This window comes from Streptomyces sp. XM4193, from assembly GCF_023072595.1.
Lineage (GTDB): Bacteria > Actinomycetota > Actinomycetes > Streptomycetales > Streptomycetaceae > Streptomyces.
Genome location: NZ_JALLGK010000001.1, coordinates 866,861 through 882,910 on the forward strand (window position 1 = coordinate 866,861; position 16,050 = coordinate 882,910).

General features: G+C 71.0%; 12 protein-coding genes. 5 read left to right on the plus strand and 7 right to left on the minus strand.

Annotation, left to right across the window (positions count from 1 at the left end; genetic code table 11):
- Window positions 1-21: 21 nt before the first annotated feature.
- Window positions 22-696: a Crp/Fnr family transcriptional regulator gene (locus MTQ01_RS03645; protein WP_211042215.1), complete on the minus strand. Its 675-nt coding sequence runs from the start codon at window positions 694-696 to the stop codon at window positions 22-24.
- A gap of 269 nt (window positions 697-965) precedes the next feature.
- Here MTQ01_RS03645 and nth point away from each other — a divergent pair, with 269 nt between their 5' ends.
- The 3 genes from nth (at window position 966) to MTQ01_RS03660 (ending at window position 4,316) form a co-directional block, all read left to right on the plus strand.
- Window positions 966-1,817 carry an endonuclease III gene (gene nth / locus MTQ01_RS03650; RefSeq protein ID WP_374207585.1) on the plus strand — a complete coding sequence of 284 codons (852 nt, stop codon included), beginning with the start codon at window positions 966-968 and terminating at the stop codon, window positions 1,815-1,817.
- A 334-nt stretch (window positions 1,818-2,151) separates the two neighbouring features.
- Window positions 2,152-2,940, plus strand: coding sequence for a CoA pyrophosphatase (locus MTQ01_RS03655; protein WP_247486811.1), 789 nt, complete (start codon window positions 2,152-2,154; stop codon window positions 2,938-2,940).
- 176 nt (window positions 2,941-3,116) lie between these two features.
- Complete coding sequence (locus MTQ01_RS03660) at window positions 3,117-4,316, plus strand: MarP family serine protease (protein ID WP_247486812.1); 1,200 nt, start codon at window positions 3,117-3,119, stop codon at window positions 4,314-4,316.
- 64 nt (window positions 4,317-4,380) lie between these two features.
- On the opposite strand, the gene MTQ01_RS25225 is transcribed toward MTQ01_RS03660, so the two are convergent.
- The 5 genes from MTQ01_RS25225 to MTQ01_RS03685 form a co-directional block, all read right to left on the minus strand.
- Window positions 4,381-4,584 (minus strand): hypothetical protein, encoded by a 204-nt coding sequence (locus MTQ01_RS25225; protein ID WP_247486813.1) that lies wholly within the window; start codon window positions 4,582-4,584, stop codon window positions 4,381-4,383.
- A gap of 296 nt (window positions 4,585-4,880) precedes the next feature.
- Window positions 4,881-5,807: an alpha/beta fold hydrolase gene (locus MTQ01_RS03670; protein WP_247486814.1), complete on the minus strand. Its 927-nt coding sequence runs from the start codon at window positions 5,805-5,807 to the stop codon at window positions 4,881-4,883.
- 13 nt (window positions 5,808-5,820) lie between these two features.
- Entirely contained in the window at window positions 5,821-6,270 is a 450-nt protein-coding gene (locus MTQ01_RS03675) for a phage holin family protein (protein ID WP_247486815.1), read from the minus strand.
- Between the two features lie 473 nt (window positions 6,271-6,743).
- Entirely contained in the window at window positions 6,744-8,714 is a 1,971-nt protein-coding gene (acs, locus tag MTQ01_RS03680) for an acetate--CoA ligase (RefSeq protein ID WP_247486816.1), read from the minus strand.
- A 504-nt stretch (window positions 8,715-9,218) separates the two neighbouring features.
- Window positions 9,219-11,675, minus strand: a complete 2,457-nt coding sequence (locus MTQ01_RS03685) for a SulP family inorganic anion transporter (RefSeq protein WP_374207633.1) — start codon at window positions 11,673-11,675, stop codon at window positions 9,219-9,221.
- 343 nt (window positions 11,676-12,018) lie between these two features.
- On the opposite strand from MTQ01_RS03685, the gene MTQ01_RS03690 reads away from it, so the two are divergent.
- The gene (locus MTQ01_RS03690) at window positions 12,019-13,263 is read left to right on the plus strand and encodes a hypothetical protein (protein ID WP_247486818.1); all 1,245 of its coding nucleotides are present in this window, start codon (window positions 12,019-12,021) and stop codon (window positions 13,261-13,263) included.
- A gap of 172 nt (window positions 13,264-13,435) precedes the next feature.
- Here MTQ01_RS03690 and MTQ01_RS03695 read toward each other — a convergent pair whose 3' ends face one another.
- Window positions 13,436-14,422 carry an ATP-binding protein gene (locus MTQ01_RS03695; protein ID WP_247486819.1) on the minus strand — a complete coding sequence of 329 codons (987 nt, stop codon included), beginning with the start codon at window positions 14,420-14,422 and terminating at the stop codon, window positions 13,436-13,438.
- Between the two features lie 106 nt (window positions 14,423-14,528).
- Between MTQ01_RS03695 and MTQ01_RS03700 the strand changes: the two genes are divergently transcribed.
- The gene (locus MTQ01_RS03700) at window positions 14,529-15,410 is read left to right on the plus strand and encodes a Fic family protein (protein WP_247486820.1); all 882 of its coding nucleotides are present in this window, start codon (window positions 14,529-14,531) and stop codon (window positions 15,408-15,410) included.
- Window positions 15,411-16,050: the final 640 nt, after the last annotated feature.

The window sequence follows — 16,050 nt, forward strand, 5'->3', positions numbered from 1 at the left end:
GGTTGTCGTCCGGTCCGGCGCTCAGCGGCTGCGCTTGGCGAGCCGCTCCACGTCCAGGAGGATCACGGCGCGTGCCTCCAGCCGGAGCCAGCCGCGCCCGGCGAAGTCGGCGAGCGCCTTGTTGACCGTCTCGCGGGAGGCGCCGACGAGCTGCGCCAACTCCTCCTGGGTCAGGTCGTGCACCACGTGGATGCCTTCCTCCGACTGCACGCCGAAGCGGCGCGAGAGGTCCAGCAGCGCCTTCGCCACGCGGCCCGGCACATCGGAGAAGACCAGGTCGGACATCGAGTCGTTGGTGCGGCGCAGCCTGCGCGCGATCGCACGCAGCAGCGCCATCGCGACCTCGGGCCGCACGTTGAGCCAGGGCTGGAGGTCGCCGTGCCCCAGACCCAGCAGCTTGACCTCGGTCAACGCGCTCGCCGTGGCGGTGCGCGGTCCGGGGTCGAAGAGGGACAGCTCGCCGATCAGCTCGCCCGGTCCCAGCACCGCGAGCATGTTCTCGCGGCCGTCGGGGGAGGTGCGATGCAGCTTCACCTTGCCCTCGGTGACCACGTACAGGCGGTCGCCGGGGTCTCCCTCGTGGAACAGGGCTTCGCTGCGAGCCAGCGTCATCTCGGACATGGAGGCACGCAGCTCAGCCGCCTGCTCTTCATCGAGCGCCGCGAAGAGGGGGGCGCGCCGCAGAACGTCGTCCACGAGTTCTCTCCTTGTCGACCGGCCCTTGGGGGATACGGAACGTACCGCCCCATGATGCCGGACGTCGAAACAGTGCGATCAGTCACAAGTTTGACCTACGGGTGGCCACAGGCGTACGGCAGGGGGCTGATTGGCCGGTGAATCCATGTGGATCGGGGCGAATGTCGGTGGCCGCCCTTAGGCTGGCCGAGTGGTCGAAATCGCCGGTGCAGGCCGGTGCGAGCCCGAGAAGAGGAGCCGACTGGGTGCCACCATCACGGAATTCCGCTGTGGGCGAACGTGAGCACGACGGTGCGCGCAGGGAGTCCGCGAAGGCCCCGAAACCGGGCGCGGCGCGCAGATCGTCCGGGGCGAAGCCCGAGTCGCGGCTGGCGATGGTGCGGCGGGCCCGTCGCATCGACCGCGAGCTGGCGGAGGTCTACTACTACGCCCACCCCGAGCTCGACTTCGACAACCCCTTCCAGCTGCTGGTGGCGACGGTCCTCTCCGCCCAGACGACCGATCTGCGGGTCAACCAGACGACCCCGGCGCTCTTCGCGCACTACCCCACGCCGGAGGAGATGGCCGCGGCGCCGCCGGAGCGGTTGGAGGAGCTGATCAGGCCCACCGGCTTCTTCCGCAACAAGACCAAGTCCCTCATCGGCCTCTCCGCCGCCCTCCGCGACAACTTCGGCGGCGAGGTTCCCGGCCGCCTGGAGGACCTCACCAGCCTGCCCGGAGTGGGTCGCAAGACGGCCTTCGTCGTCCTGGGGAACGCGTTCGGGCACCCGGGCATCACGGTGGACACGCACTTCGGGCGTCTGGTGCGCCGCTGGAAGCTGACGGAGCAGACCGACCCGGAGAAGGTCGAGGCCGAGATCGGCGAGATCATCCCCAAACGGGACTGGACGATGTTCTCGCACCGCACCATCTTCCACGGGCGCCGCATCTGCCACTCGCGCAAGCCTGCCTGCGGTGCCTGCCCCATCGCGCACCTCTGCCCCTCCTACGGCGAGGGGGAGACGGACGAGGAGAAGGCCCGCAAGCTGCTCAAGTACGAGATGGGCGGGCAGCCCGGCCAGCGGCTCAAGCCCCCGCCGGACTATCCCGGCCGTCCCGCGCCCGCGCTGGGGGACCGGTGAGGTCCTGCGCGGAGCGGGCCGTTCCCTCGGCGCCGACCGCCTCGCGTCGCCGCCGCACCCCGCGTCCTGTCCCCGCCGTCGGGCGGAGCCGCCGATGAGCGCCCCGCGGTCGCACGGCCGCACGCCGCGGCCGCGTTCCGCCGATTCGGTGCCGTCGCCCGCGAGCCGCTCCCCGGAGGGCCGTTCGCCCGCCGGCGGTTCAGCCGCGGACCGTTCAGCCGCTCAGGTGTCGTCCGCGGGACGTCCCGCGGACCAGTCGCGCCCGGGCCGGGCGCGCCCCGAGGGGTCGTCGGCGGACCGGCTGTCGGGAGGCCGGGCGCCGGGGGACGGGTCTGTGGACCGGCCCGGTGAGGGCGAGGTGGGAGAGGCGCCGCAGGTGAGCGACGAGGGCCTGCCCGTGTGGCTGGGTGGTCTTGCGGAGGCCGCCGCCGGGCTGCGCCCCGAGCAGCTGAGCCGGTTCCTGCCGCCGCCCGGGGGCGGGCGCCAGTCCGCCGTGCTGGTGCTCTTCGGCGACGCCGCCACCGCCGTACAGCCCTCCGGCCCGTCCGCGTCCGGCCCGTCCGCCGTTTCGTCCGGCGACAGCGGTTCTGCCGGCGGCTCCGCCGGTGCCGAGCCGGAGCCGTATCTGCTGCTGATGGAGCGTGCGTCGAGCCTGCGGGCGCACGCCGGGCAGCCGTCGTTTCCCGGTGGCGCCCTCGATCCGGAGGACGGCGATCCGCAGGGCGCGGGGCCGCTGCGCGCCGCGCTGCGCGAGGCGGAGGAGGAGACCGGGCTCGATCCCTCGGGAGTGCAGATCTTCTCGGTCCTGCCGAAGCTCTACATCCCGGTCAGCGACTTCGTGGTGACGCCGGTGCTGGGCTGGTGGCGGGAGCCGAGCCCGGTGGCGGCCGTCGACGAGGGCGAGACTGCCCGGGTGTTCACGGTGCCGCTGGCGGAGCTGGCCGACCCGGCCAACCGGGGCATCGCCGTCCACCCCAGCGGCTACCGGGGCGCCTGCTTCCAGGTGCACGGCGCGCTGGTGTGGGGGTTCACCGCGGGCGTGATCGACCGGATCCTCCATCACGGCGGCTGGGAGCGGCCCTGGGACCGCGAGCGGAGCATCCCGCTGGACTGGCACTCCTGAGCGGGCTTCGGGCCGTCACTCCCGGGCAGTCCGGATGGGCACTCCCGTACGAGTGGTGTCTCCGGTGTGCGAGTTGACGGCGTATCAGGCGCGCGACCTTCGTACGCGGTGACCCGTAGGGAGCACCGGAGCCCCGACCGGTGGCCCCGGGGCGAGGAATAGGCAAGGCTTGCGCGGTGAACGTTCTGGACATTCTGCTGCTGCTCGCCGCCGTGTGGTTCGCGGTCGTCGGCTACCGCCAGGGCTTCATCGTCGGCATCCTCTCGGTCGTGGGTTTTCTCGCCGGCGGACTGCTGGCGATCGTGCTGTTGCCGCCGCTGTGGAGCGAGTTCGGCGGAGACGCCTCGCCGGGCACGGTGGGCGCGGTGCTGGCCGTCGTCGTGGTGGTCGTCTTCGCCTCGATCGGCCAGGCACTCACCACTCAGATCGGCGGCAGGCTCCGGGTGCGGGTGACCTGGCGGCCGGCCAAGGCGGTGGACGCGACCGGTGGCGCCCTCGTCAACGTACTGGCGATGCTGCTCGTTGCCTGGCTGCTCGGCTCCGCGCTGGCCACCACCTCGCTGTCCACGGTCGGTCAGGAAGTACGCAACTCCTCCGTCCTGCAAGGAGTTTCGCGGCTGATGCCGACCCGGGCCGACACCTGGTTCGCCGGCTTCTCGACCGTGCTCGCACAGAACGGCTTCCCGCAGGTCTTCTCGCCCTTCACCAGCGAGCCGATCACCGCGGTGCCCGCGCCGGACCCGGCCCTTGCGGGCAGCGAGGTTGTGGCGCGCGCGAAGCGTTCCATCGTCAAGGTGACCGGTACGGCGCCCAGTTGCAGCAAATCGCTGGAGGGCACCGGCTTCGTCTTCGGCAGACAGCGGGTGATGACCAACGCACACGTGGTCGGCGGAGTGCCGGAGCCGACGGTGCAGGTCGGCGGCGAGGGCCGGAAGTACGAGGCGAAGGTCGTTCTCTACGACTGGAAGCGTGATGTCGCCGTCCTCGACGTGCCCGAACTGCGGGCTCCCGCACTGGAGTTCACCGAGGGCGCGGCGGCCACCGCCGATGACGCCATCATCGCCGGCTTCCCCGAGAACGGCGGCTTCGACGCCCGCTCGGCACGCGTCCGCGGCCGGGTGCAGGCCAAGGGCCCGGACATCTACCACCGCGGCACCGTGCGCCGGGACGTCTACTCGCTGCGCGGCCCGGTGCGGCAGGGCAACTCGGGCGGCCCGCTGCTCACCCCGCAGGGACAGGTGTACGGGGTCATCTTCGCCAAGTCCCTGGAGGACGCGCACACCGGATATGCGCTCACCAACGACGAGGTGCGCGAGACGGCGGCCCGCGGGCGCACCGCGGACGAACGGGTCGAAAGCCAGGCCTGCGCCCTGTGACCGGACACAACTGATGACCGATCAACAGGACGACAGCGCCCGGTGGTTGAAGTGACGCGGCGCTTCAGCCGCGGGGATGGCGCAGTCTTGCGCCCACCCAGCGAGCACGGCGCCGCAGAATCCGCGGGATGCCCATACGGGCGTCGTACGCGGTGCGAGGAGAATGTGAGACGGCCCTTGGCCCTGCGCCACGCTTTCTGACGCTGGTTTCCCGGTTGTTCTCCCGGGTGCTACGAGACACGTCACGGTGATCGTGAGTCCAGCCCATACCGGGGACTCTGCCCCGCTCCGGCGATCGGTAACCGCCCGACCCGAACTCGATCGGCCTATGCTCCGGGCACGTGTGCGAACCGGGCCGCCGGCCAGTGCTCCCAAGGGCCGTACGGCTTGCGCCGGCATGTGCGCCACGGCTCCGCCGGGCACCGACCACCGCCGCCGGACACGTACCCCGAACCGCCGGACACCTGGTCCGGAACCGCAGCCGGACATCTGCTCCGGAACCGCAGCCGGACGCCTGCTCCGGAACCGCCGCGGCGGCCGGGTGCGCGGGGGGCGTGGGGAGCGTCAGCGGTCCGGCTCGGGGTCCCGGAACCAGTCGACGAGTTCCGTGGTGAAGCCGGCCGGGTCCTCCTCGTGCGGGAAGTGCCCCAGCCCGTCGAACAGCCGCCAGCGGTACGGCGCTTCGACGTACGCACCGGAGCCCGCGGAGCTGCGGGTGCGGAGCACCGGATCGAGTGAACCGTGCAGATGGAGAGTCGGCACCCGTACCGGCCGCTTCATCCGCCGGTAGAACTGCACGCCGTCCGGCCGCGCGAGCGAGCGCATCAGCCAGCGGTAGGGCTCCACCGAGCAGTGGGCCGCCGAGGGAATGCACATCGCCCGCCGGTAGACGTCCAGATCCTCGGGTGTGTACGTGTCCGGGCTCGGCCCCGTCCAGTCGCCCACGAGCCGTCCGACCAACGCGCCGTCGTCCGCGGTCAGTTGCCGCTCGGGCACCCACGGGCGCTGGAAGCCCCAGATGTGCGAGCTCGCCGCCGTCTGGCGCGGATCGCGCAACATCGCCGCACGCCACCGGCGGGGATGCGGCATGGACTCCACCGCAAGGCGCCGGATCAGCTTGGGCCGCATCACCGCGGCCGTCCACGCCAGATAGCCGCCGAGGCCGTGGCCGACGAGCGCCGCGTCCGGTTCGCCGAGCGAGCGGATCACGCCGGTGACGTCCAGCGCCAGGTTTGCCGGGTCGTAGCCGCGCGGGGTGCGGTCGCTGCCGCCCACGCCGCGCAGATCCATCGCCACCGCCCGGTAGCCCGCCTCCGCGAGCGCCGGCAGCTGGTGCCGCCAGGTCCACCAGAACTGCGGAAAGCCGTGCAGCAGGAGCACCAACGGCCCCTCGCCCATCTCCGCGATGTGGAAGCGCGCTCCGTTGGCGGCGACATCACGATGGGTCCAGGGGCCGTCGAGTTGAACGGCAGGCGGTACGGCGGAGGTCATACGGGAAAGTCTGTCACTGATTCTTCACCAGTCGGACCGCCTCCGGCTCGGTGCTGCGACGCGGGTGCGGCTTGGCGTTGGACAGAACGGCGGCGGAGTCCTTGGCCGAGGCGATGGCCTTCTTCGGCGGCTCCAGCTTCTTCATCAGCCGGGCCGCGAGCCAGCCGCAGATGACGGCGAACAGCAGCATCAGGCCACCGGTGATGAGGAACGCGATGGCCAGCGGAATGCTCCACCACGCGTACAGCCAGTAGGCGAGGGCGAAGCTGAAGACCGGCAGCGAGAAGAGCGCCAGTACGCCCGCGACGGCGAAGAAGGCGATGCCCACCCCGGCGCGGATCGCCGAGCTCTTCACCTCCGACTTGGCCAGCGCCACCTCTGCCCGGAAGAGGTTCGACATCTCCTCGGACGCTCGGGAGACGAGATCCCCCAGGCTCGGCTTGCCGTTGGCGGCTGTGCTCATCACTCACTCCCTGTCATAGGCGCGCCCGTGGTACTTACTTCGGCGTCACATCATGCCGCAGCACCCTTCGTATCGTCGTCGCTGGTGGGTGGTTCGGCACGCCGTGGTGGCAGTGGCGTCTGCTTTCGGGGGATCTTGGTGCATCTGCGCCGCTCGTGTGGCGCGCCGCCCGCCGCCGTGCGCGCCGCCCGCGCCCGACTGCCGTACGTGTCCGGCTGTCGTACCTGCCGGGCTGCCGTGCGTGCCCCTGCCTGCCGGGCTGCCTTGCGTGCAGGACTGCCGTCCGCGTCCGGCTGCCGTGGGGCCCGAAGCGGGGAGGTGGCCGGGACGCGGTCCCCGGGACGCGGGACGGGCGGGTGGGGCACGGAGATCCGTGCCCCACCCGCCCGTCCTTCACCGCCGGCGCCGTACCGCGCGACTGCGCGCTCGGCGCGCTCGGCGCCCGCCGGTGACCGTGCGCCGTTGGGGAACCGTCAGTCGTCCCCGCCGCCGGACGCCGGCAGCTGCTTCTGGATCAGCTCCATCACGGAGGAGTCCGTCAGCGTGGTGACATCGCCCAGTTCGCGGTTCTCCGCGATGTCCCGCAGCAGTCGCCGCATGATCTTCCCGGAGCGCGTCTTCGGCAGCTCGGCGACCGGCAGGATGCGCGACGGCTTGGCGATCGGGCCGAGTTGCTTGGCCACGTGGTTGCGCAACTCCGTGACCAGCTCGTCCTGTTCCTTCTCCGCCGCGCTGCCGCGGAGGATGACGAAGGCGCAGATCGCCTGGGTGGTCTGCGGGTCGGTGGCGCCGACCACGGCCGCCTCGGCGACCGAGGGGTGGGAGACCAGCGCCGACTCCACCTCGGTGGTGGAGATGTTGTGGCCGGAGACCAGCATCACGTCGTCGACCCGGCCGAGCAGCCAGATGTCGCCGTCGTCGTCCTTCTTGGCGCCGTCGCCGGCGAAGTACCGGCCCTCGAAGCGCGACCAGTAGGTGTCCAGGAACCGCTGGTCGTCGCCCCAGATGGTGCGCAGCATCGACGGCCACGGCTCGGTCAGGACCAGATAGCCGCCCGACCCGTCCGGCACCTCCCGTGCCTCGTCGTCCAGCACCGTCGCGGCGATGCCCGGGAGCGGCACCTGTGCGGACCCCGGCTTGGTGGCCGTCACCCCGGGCAGCGGGCTGATCATGATGCCGCCGGTCTCGGTCTGCCACCAGGTGTCCACCACCGGCGTGCTGCCGGCACCGATGTGCTGGCGGTACCAGACCCATGCCTCGGGGTTGATCGGCTCGCCTACCGAGCCCAGCAGCCGCAGCGAGGAGAGGTCGAACTCGGCGGGGATGTTGTCGCCCCACTTCATGCAGGCGCGGATCGCGGTGGGCGCGGTGTAGAAGATGGTGACGCCGTACTTCTGGATGATCTCCCACCAGCGGCCCTTGTGCGGCGAGTCCGGGGTGCCCTCGTAGAGGACTTCGGTGGCGCCGTTGGCGAGCGGCCCGTAGACGATGTACGAGTGGCCGGTCACCCAGCCGACGTCGGCGCTGCACCAGAAGACGTCCGTCTCGGGCTTGAGGTCGAAGACGGCGTGGTGGGTGTAGGCGACCTGGGTGAGGTAGCCGCCCGAGGTGTGCAGGATGCCCTTCGGCTTACCCGTGGTGCCCGAGGTGTAGAGGATGAACAGCGGGTGCTCGGCGTCGAACGCCTCCGGCGTGTGCTCCTCGGACTGGCGCTCGACGACGTCGTGCCACCACACGTCGCGGCCCTCGGTCCACTCGACGTCCTGGCCGGTGCGCCGTACGACCAGCACATTGCGCACGTTCTCGGTGCCGGGGCGGGTCAGCGCCTCGTCCACGGCGGGCTTGAGCGCGCTGGCCGAACCCTTGCGGTAGCCGCCGTCCGCGGTGATCACGACGCGCGCGTCGGCGTCGTTGATACGGGTGGCGAGCGCGTCCGCCGAGAACCCGCCGAAGACCACCGAGTGCGGGGCGCCGATCCGGGCGCAGGCCAGCATCGCGACGACCGTCTCCGGGATCATCGGCATGTAGACGGCGACCCGGTCGCCGGTCCCGACGCCGAGCTCCAGCAGCGCGTTGGCCGCCTTGGAGACCTCGCGCTGCAGCTCGGCGTAGGTCAGCGTGCGGCTGTCGCCGGGCTCGCCCTCGAAGTGGATCGCCACCCGGTCGCCGTTGCCCGCCTCGACGTGCCGGTCGACGCAGTTGTAGGCGACGTTGAGCCTGCCGTCCTGGAACCACTTGGCGAAGGGCGGGTTGCTCCAGTCAAGGGTCTCGGTCGGCTCCGTCGACCAGCTGAGCCTGCGTGCCTGCTCGGCCCAGAAACCGAGCCGGTCGGCGCGTGCCTGCTCGTACGCCTCGGCTGTGACGTTGGCGTTGGCGGCGAGCTCGGCCGGCGGCTCGAACCTCCGCTCTTCGCGGAGCAGATTGGCCAGGCTTTCGTTGCTCACGACATCTCCCTCGTCCCATGGCTCTCGCCCGGGGTGTGCGCTGTGTCCCAGGTCATAGCTGACCAGCTCCCGCCGGGCCCTGACAAGGGTTCACGGGCAAGTGGTGTAGACCTCTATCGGTGAGTGGCGTGCTGCCGCGCCGGACGGTTGCCGGACGGTCGTGGAACCGTTCGGCGCGCGGTCGGCGGGTCCGCCCCTCACGGGCCGCCACCGGCGTCGGATCCGGAGCGCGGCTGCGTACGGCCCGGGGCGCCGCTCCGGTGGGCGCTGCTCTCGGCGGGACCCGGTACCGCGAACGTACGCCCGTGTCGCGCCGCCGCGGAAGCACATCGGTCGCGGCGCCGACGAGCGACCCCGTGCCGCATCGCGCACGGCCCGGCGTGTGTGCCCGCGTGCGCCGCGAGAGAGCGGCGGCCCGGGACTTCTGCGGGCCGCCGCTCTCGGTGGGCCGACCGGTGTCCGGCCGGCCGTTCGGCGTCTGTCAGCCGGTTGACGCCCGCCGGCTCAGTCGGTCGTCCGGTGTCCGGCGGTGGGGACGGCGGTGTCGGCTTCCGGGTGGACCGGTGTGAAGACGGGAGCGTGGGCGTCGGCCAGCTCCCGGTGGTCCAGCACGTACGCCTGCGCCTCGCCGACGTGGAAGTACATCCCGTGCAGCTCCAGCGAGCCCTCGGCCAGACGCTCGTTGACACAGCTGTGGGCCCGCAGATGTTCGAGCTGCTGCACCACGTTGGTCAGACAGAGCGCTTCGATCTCGTCCGCCGGCTCGCGTTCGGCCAGTCGCGGCCCGGCGGCGGACTCGCGGGCCCGCAGCAGGCTCGGCCTGCCGTGGTGCAGCCAGCGGGAGAGCGAGCTGCCGCGGTCCGGACGGCCGCTTCCCGCGGCGTGCAGCGCGTGCATCGCGCCGCAGCCCGAGTGCCCGCACACGGTGATCGAACCCACCTTCAGCACGTTCACGGCGTACTCGATCGCCGCGCCCACCGAATCGTCGCCGGTCTCCCGGCCGGGCGGCGGCACCAGATTGCCGACGTTGCGGACCGTGAACAGGTCGCCGGGTCCGCTCGAGGTGATCATGCTGGTCACCAGCCTGGAATCGGCACAGGTCAGGAAGAGGTGCGAGGGCTGCTGGCCGTCGCGCGCCAGACGGGCGAGCTCCGCTCGTACGAGTGGTGCGGTGGCGCGCTGGAAGTTCCGTACGCCGCCGAGCAGTTGACCGCGCCGCTCGGTGCGCGGGCTCTGCTTCTCGCTCGGCTGGGTGCAGTGGTGGTTGCGCCAGGGCGTCCAGGGCGTGCAGTGGTGGGCCGTGCTGGGCTCGGCGATCCGCGCCCCCGACCGGCCGGTGATGCTGACGTCGCCGCCGTGGGTGGTGTACGCGTTCTGCCAGTCCTGGAGGGCCTCGTACGCCGCGTGGTCCATGAAGGAGCCGTCCAGCTCGATCACCACCCGGCCGCCGTCGGGAAGCCGCCCGAGCGTCCTGCTCAGCCTGGGCACCGCCAGGAACGTCAACTGGCCGCGCACCAGCACCCGGTGCTCGCCGGCGTCGGACTGCGGGCTCTCGTGGATGATCCGGGTGTGTGTCAGCCGGTGCAGGTTCACGCCGACGGCCACCAGGATTCCGATGATCACTCCTTCGAGTACACCGAGGAGGACGACGCCCGTCGCGGTCGCGACGTAGACCCACACCTCGCGGTGCCGGTTGACGGTCCGGATGTGCGTCAGGTTGACCATCTGCACACCGACCACCATGACCAGCGCGGCGAGGGCCGCCAGCGGGATCAGCTGGAGGACGGGCACCAGCAGGGCGGCGGCGAGCACCACCCAGCAGCCGTGCAGGATCGTCGAGCGCCGACTGACCGCACCCGCCTGCACGTTGGCCGCGCTGCGCACCGCGACTCCCGTCACGGGCAGCCCGCCGAGGGCGCCGGAGACGACGTTCGCCGCGCCCTGTCCGCGCAGCTCCCGGTCCAGGTCGGCGCGCGGGATGCGGGGTCCGCCGCGCTCGTTGGTGCGGCCGGCGGCCAGTTTGTCCACGGCCACCGCGGAGAGCAGCGACTCCACGCTCGCCACCAGGGTGATCGTCAACACCGCGGCGATCAGGCCGAGCACCGGCCCTTCCGGCATCTCGGGCAGCGCGTGGCTGCGCCAGGACGGCAGGTCGACCCGCGGCAGGCTGAGTCCCGCCACCACGACCAGCCCGGTGGCCAGTACGACCGCGGCGAGCGGGCCGGGGACCGTGCGCACCAGCTGTCCGGTGCGTCCGCGCAGCCGCGGCCACACCAGCAGTACGGCGATCGTCAGCGCGCTGGCGCTGAGCGCCGCGGGGTGAGGGTTCGCCAGCTGCTCCGGCAGCGCCTTCACATTGGCGACGGCGGAGCTCTCCGGACTGCCGCCGAGCACGATGTGCAGTTGGGCCAGCGCGATGGACACGCCGATGCCGCCGAGCATCCCGTGCACGATGGCAGGGCTGACCGCGAGAGCCGAGCGGGCCACTCGCACGTATGCCAGGACGAGTTGGGCGAGCCCGGCGAGAACGGTGATCGCGCAGGTCGTGCGCCAGCCGTACTGCTGGATGAGTTCGGCGGTGACCACGGTCAGACCGGCCGCAGGTCCGCTGACCTGGAGCGGCGCTCCGCCGAACCGGCCCGCGACGATCCCGCCGACGGCGGCGGCGACCAGCCCGGCCTGGAGCGGCGCCCCGGTCGCCAGCGCGATGCCCAGCGAGAGCGGGAGTGCGATCAGGAAGACCGAGACGGACGCGGAGAGATCGGCCGAGCCGCCTCCTGTGCCGCGTCCGCCGAAGCCGCCCCGCAGGCGGTCCCTCCAGGGGGTCTGCGGGGCGGTGCCGGCGGTCCTGTCGTCGGTGGACGCGTTGGAGGCGCTGTCTGTGGGGGAGGCGGTGGGGGTGTGGCCCTGCCGGGCGGCACGGAGGGCGCCGAGGGCGGGAACGGGTGCGCAGGCGGACATCGATCTCGTTTCCGTCGCGTAGCTCATCACGGTCTGTGGAAATTCAACTACTCCCAAGGGGAGGTAAATGAATCGTAATGACAGGTAAAGGAAGCCCTGCGGTGATCCAGGTGCTCTGTGTCGCTCTTCCGCCTTATGAGTGAACGATGAGCTGTTGTCCGCTTGTCATATCAATGTGCTTATCGGATCCATGCCACGTTGAGCTCGAATCAGCTGATTCGCTGTCAATGTGCGCGTGGGACGGCCTGTCAGTGCTGGTCAACGGGGTGCGGCAGCTGACGCCCACTGTTCCCCGGCCGGCGCCGCACCTGTCCGCCCGCGCCGAAAGGCGAGGTGGAAACGTATGGCCAGGCCACGGACGTACCTCACGGGCGCAGCCGCGCTCGTCGCGACCGCCGTGCTCGCGACCGGGTGCGGAACCGGTTCCGACGGTTCGGACGGCCAGTCCGACCGGGACGGGAACGGAGAGCGGGGGGAGAAGCAGGGGCAGGTGGACAAGCCGCTGCGGCCTCGGCTCATCGGTGACGGCTCGACCTCCTTCACCGGTATCCAGCCCAACCAGCCTCGGCCGAAGAAGCTCGTGCCGGGCGAGAAGCCGCCGCAGTTCGTGGTCTTCTCCTGGGACGGCGCGGGCGAGGACAGCAAGAAGCTCTTCTCGCACTTCCGCAAGATCGGCAAGAAGTACGACGCGCAGATGACGTACTTCCTCTCCGGCATCTATCTGCTGCCCGAGGGGGAGGCGAGTCGCTACAGCCCGCCCGGCCGCAAGCCGGGCGCCTCCGACATCGGCTACCTCAAGGACGAGAACGTCAGGGCGACGCTGGAGCAGGTCCGCGGCGCCTGGCAGGACGGCAGCGAGATCGGCACCCACTTCAACGGCCACTTCTGCGGTCCGAACGGCGTGGACAGCTGGAGCGTGGAGGACTGGAAGAGCGAGATCCGGCAGGCCAAATGGTTCGTCAAGAACTGGAAGAGCACCACGGGTTGGAAGGGCACCGAGGCGCTGCCCTTCGACTACGAGCAGGAGCTGGTGGGCGGACGCACGCCCTGCCTGGAGGGCCGCGACAACGTGGTGAAGGCCGGCAAGGAGCTGGGCTTCCGCTACGACTCCAGCGGCAACGGCAGCCAGGTGTGGCCGAGCAAGAAGGGAGGCATGTGGGACATCCCGCTGCAGATGGTCCCGATGCCCGGACGCGCCTTCGAGACGCTCTCCATGGACTACAACTTCATGGTCAACCAGTCCGGCCCCGGCAGCGGGGATCCGGCCAAGCACCCGCAGTGGGAGAAGCAGATGCGCGACGGTCTGCTCCAGGGATTCGACCGCGCCCACCAGGGCAATCGCGCACCGCTGATCATCGGAAACCACTTCAACGGGTGGAACAACGGCATCTACATGAAGGCCGTCGAGGACGTGATCAAGACCGTGTGCGTGAAGGACGACGTCCGCTGTGTGTCGTTCCGTCAGCTCGTGGACTGGCTGGACCTCCAGGACAAGGAGGTGCTCGACAAGCTCCGCGGCCTCGGCGTCGGTGAACGCCCCAAGGGCGACTGGCAGCGCTTCCTCGCGGCGGGGCCGTCGGCGAAGTAACCGCCCGTGTCGGAGGAGAGGCGGCCACCGTGCCTCGGTGGCCGCCTCTCGCCTTCCGCTCCGCCGCGGTCTTCCGCCGCGGTCTTCCGCCGCGGTTCTCCGCCGCGGGGGTCGTGGCCGGAGGCGGGGTCGTGTCCGGTGCGTGCGGAGGTCGGCTGTGCGCGGGGTGGGGTCAGGCGGGCTGCGGCGCGACGAGGTCCTCGCCGAGCAGGAAGTCCGGGTCGATCTGATGGGTCAGATCGGTGCCGGTGCGGGCGTTGCCCCAGCCCGTTGCGTTCTTGAGGTGGAAGTGCACCATCTGGTCGGTGTAGCGCCGCCAGTCGCGGTGGGCGTACGAGTCGTCGGCGGCGTCGTGGAGGGTGCGCAGCGCGTGCCTGTTGGACTCCTCCAGCTCCGCCCAGGGCAGGGCTCGGCCCTTCTCCCGGCCGCGCACCCAGTCCGAGTGGCCGAAGGCGGCGAGCAGGTCGTCGCCCACCTCTGCGCTCAGGAAGTCGAGATCGTCCTGGTTCTGGACCTTGTTGCCGACGACCTGGAGCCGTACGCCGAAGTCCCGGGCGTACTCGCGGTACTGGCGGTAGACGGCCACGCCCTTGCGGGTGGGTTCGGCCACCAGGAAGGTCGTGTCGAAGCGGGTGAACATGCCGGAGGCGAAGGAGTCGGAGCCGGCGGTCATGTCGACGACCATGAACTCCGAGCGCCCGTCCACCAGATGGTTCAGGCACAGTTCCACCGCTCCGACCTTGGAGTGGTAGCAGGCGACGCCGAGATCGTCCTCGGTGAACGGCCCGGTGGCCAGGAGTCTGACGTCCCCTCCTTCCAGCGTGAGCCGGTGGGCGCAGGCGTCGTAGACCGGGTTCTGGCCGGTGATGCTCAGCAGCCGGGAGCCGGCGCCGGGGGGAGTCGTCTTGATCATGGAGTCGGCGGAGGCGATGCGTGTGTTCGAGCCCCGGAGGTAGTCCTTGATCAGGGGGAGGTGCGCGCCCATGGCCGGGATCCCGGCCGCCTCTTCGTCCGTCATGCCCAGGGCCGCGCCCAGGTGCTGGTTGATGTCCGCGTCGACGGCGACCACCGGCAGCCGGCGAGCGGCGAGATGACGGATGAACAGGGACGACAGGGTGGTCTTGCCGCTGCCGCCCTTGCCTACGAAAGCGATCTTCATGTTCGTCAGGGTAGGGCGGCACCGGTGGTGGATCGGGCAGCCGAGTGGGCAAGACCACTCGATCGAGGGGCGTAGCGGCACCGCGGTGTGCGTAGGGTCGTGACCCATGAGCAACAGTCCCCAGGCACCCGGTTCGCAGCCGTCCGCCGGTGCGGACCCCTTGGCGCCGCTCGGCGGCCTACCCGGCGTGGATGAGGCCGTCGACTCGGTGCGCCGCGCCGTCGACCTGCTCTACAAGCACCGCGTCATGCGGCGGCGCAGCACCGAGGTGACCGCCGAGGCCGTACTGCGCGGAGCGCGTGCCAGCGCGGCGCTGGCCGGTGCCGACTGGGCGCTGGAGGAGGTGCGGCGGCGCAGCGATTTCGGCGTCGACGGGCAGGCGCGGACCGTGGGCGCCGCACTGCGCGTCACCGCCGAGGCGGGTCAACTCCTGCCGATCTGGCGGCAGTCGCCGCTCCGGGTGCTCGCCCGGCTGCATCTTGTGGCGGCCGGAGGAGTGCAGCGGCCGGAGGTGCCGAGCAGCGGGGCGGACGCGATCGGCCGTCCGCGGCTGGCCGGCGAGCCGGTCGACGAGCCGACGCTCCCGTTCGAACTGCCGTCGGCCGACGAGGTGTCCGCGCGTCTGGAGTCGCTCGCCGAACTGATCGTCGCCGGTTCCTCGGCACCCGCGCTGGTGACCGCCGCGGTGGTGCACGGTGAACTGCTGGCGCTCCGCCCCTTCGTCTCGCACAACTCCCTCGTCGCGCGTGCGGCGGAACGTGTCGTCCTGGTCGGCAGCGGCCTCGACCCCAAGTCGATCTGCCCGGCGGAGGTCGGCCACCAGGAGGCGCAGTCCGAAGACGGCGGCTATCTGGGCGCTTTCGAGGGCTATCTGTCCGGCACGCCGGAAGGTGTCGGCGCCTGGATCGTGCACTGCGGCCGATCGGTACGTCTGGGCGCACGCGAATCGACCGCCGTATGCGAGGCGATGCAGCGCGGCGCTGCCTGAGGGCGGACCCCGCTCCGCACGTCGCAGCGTCGGGAATTTCCCCGAGGCATGTGCCACTGCGCACAGGCGGATCTCTTTCGTCGTCGCGGTGGGCGGCGAACGCGGGGTGAGTTCCGGTGCGCGGGGTTCTGGTTTCTCGCCTTCCGGTCGAGGTGCGCCGGTTGGGGTGCGCCGGATGGCGATGTGACGAGTCCGCCGGTGGTACGAAATTGCGGCGGCACTGCTCTCGCAGTGCCGCCGCTGACATGTCCATCGGGGTACCAGTGCGTGCTCGAATCAGATCCGATCAGGTCGGGACTTTGCCCGTTACCTGGACGGTGGGCCCGTATTCGACGGGTCGGCGTCGCGTGGGTTCCCGATATTCATGCGTCGGTCCGTGGGGCCTTGAACTCCTATTTCCGTCATCCTCTCGGATATCGGTTGAGGTCTCGCGGGCCGTTAAGTCCTTTGTACTCCGGTATGGGAGCGAGGGGAAGCCCGGAGGGCAACGTTCACTTTCCGCCGTTTTCAAGCCACTTGCGGTAGTCGGCCGGATCGGACGGCGATCGCCCTGTCCGACCGGACCAACCTGCGTACTGGGCTGCGCGGTTGAGGGGCCGTGGGGGGCACGGTGGGAGGTTCGTCCCTCCTCGCCGGCCGT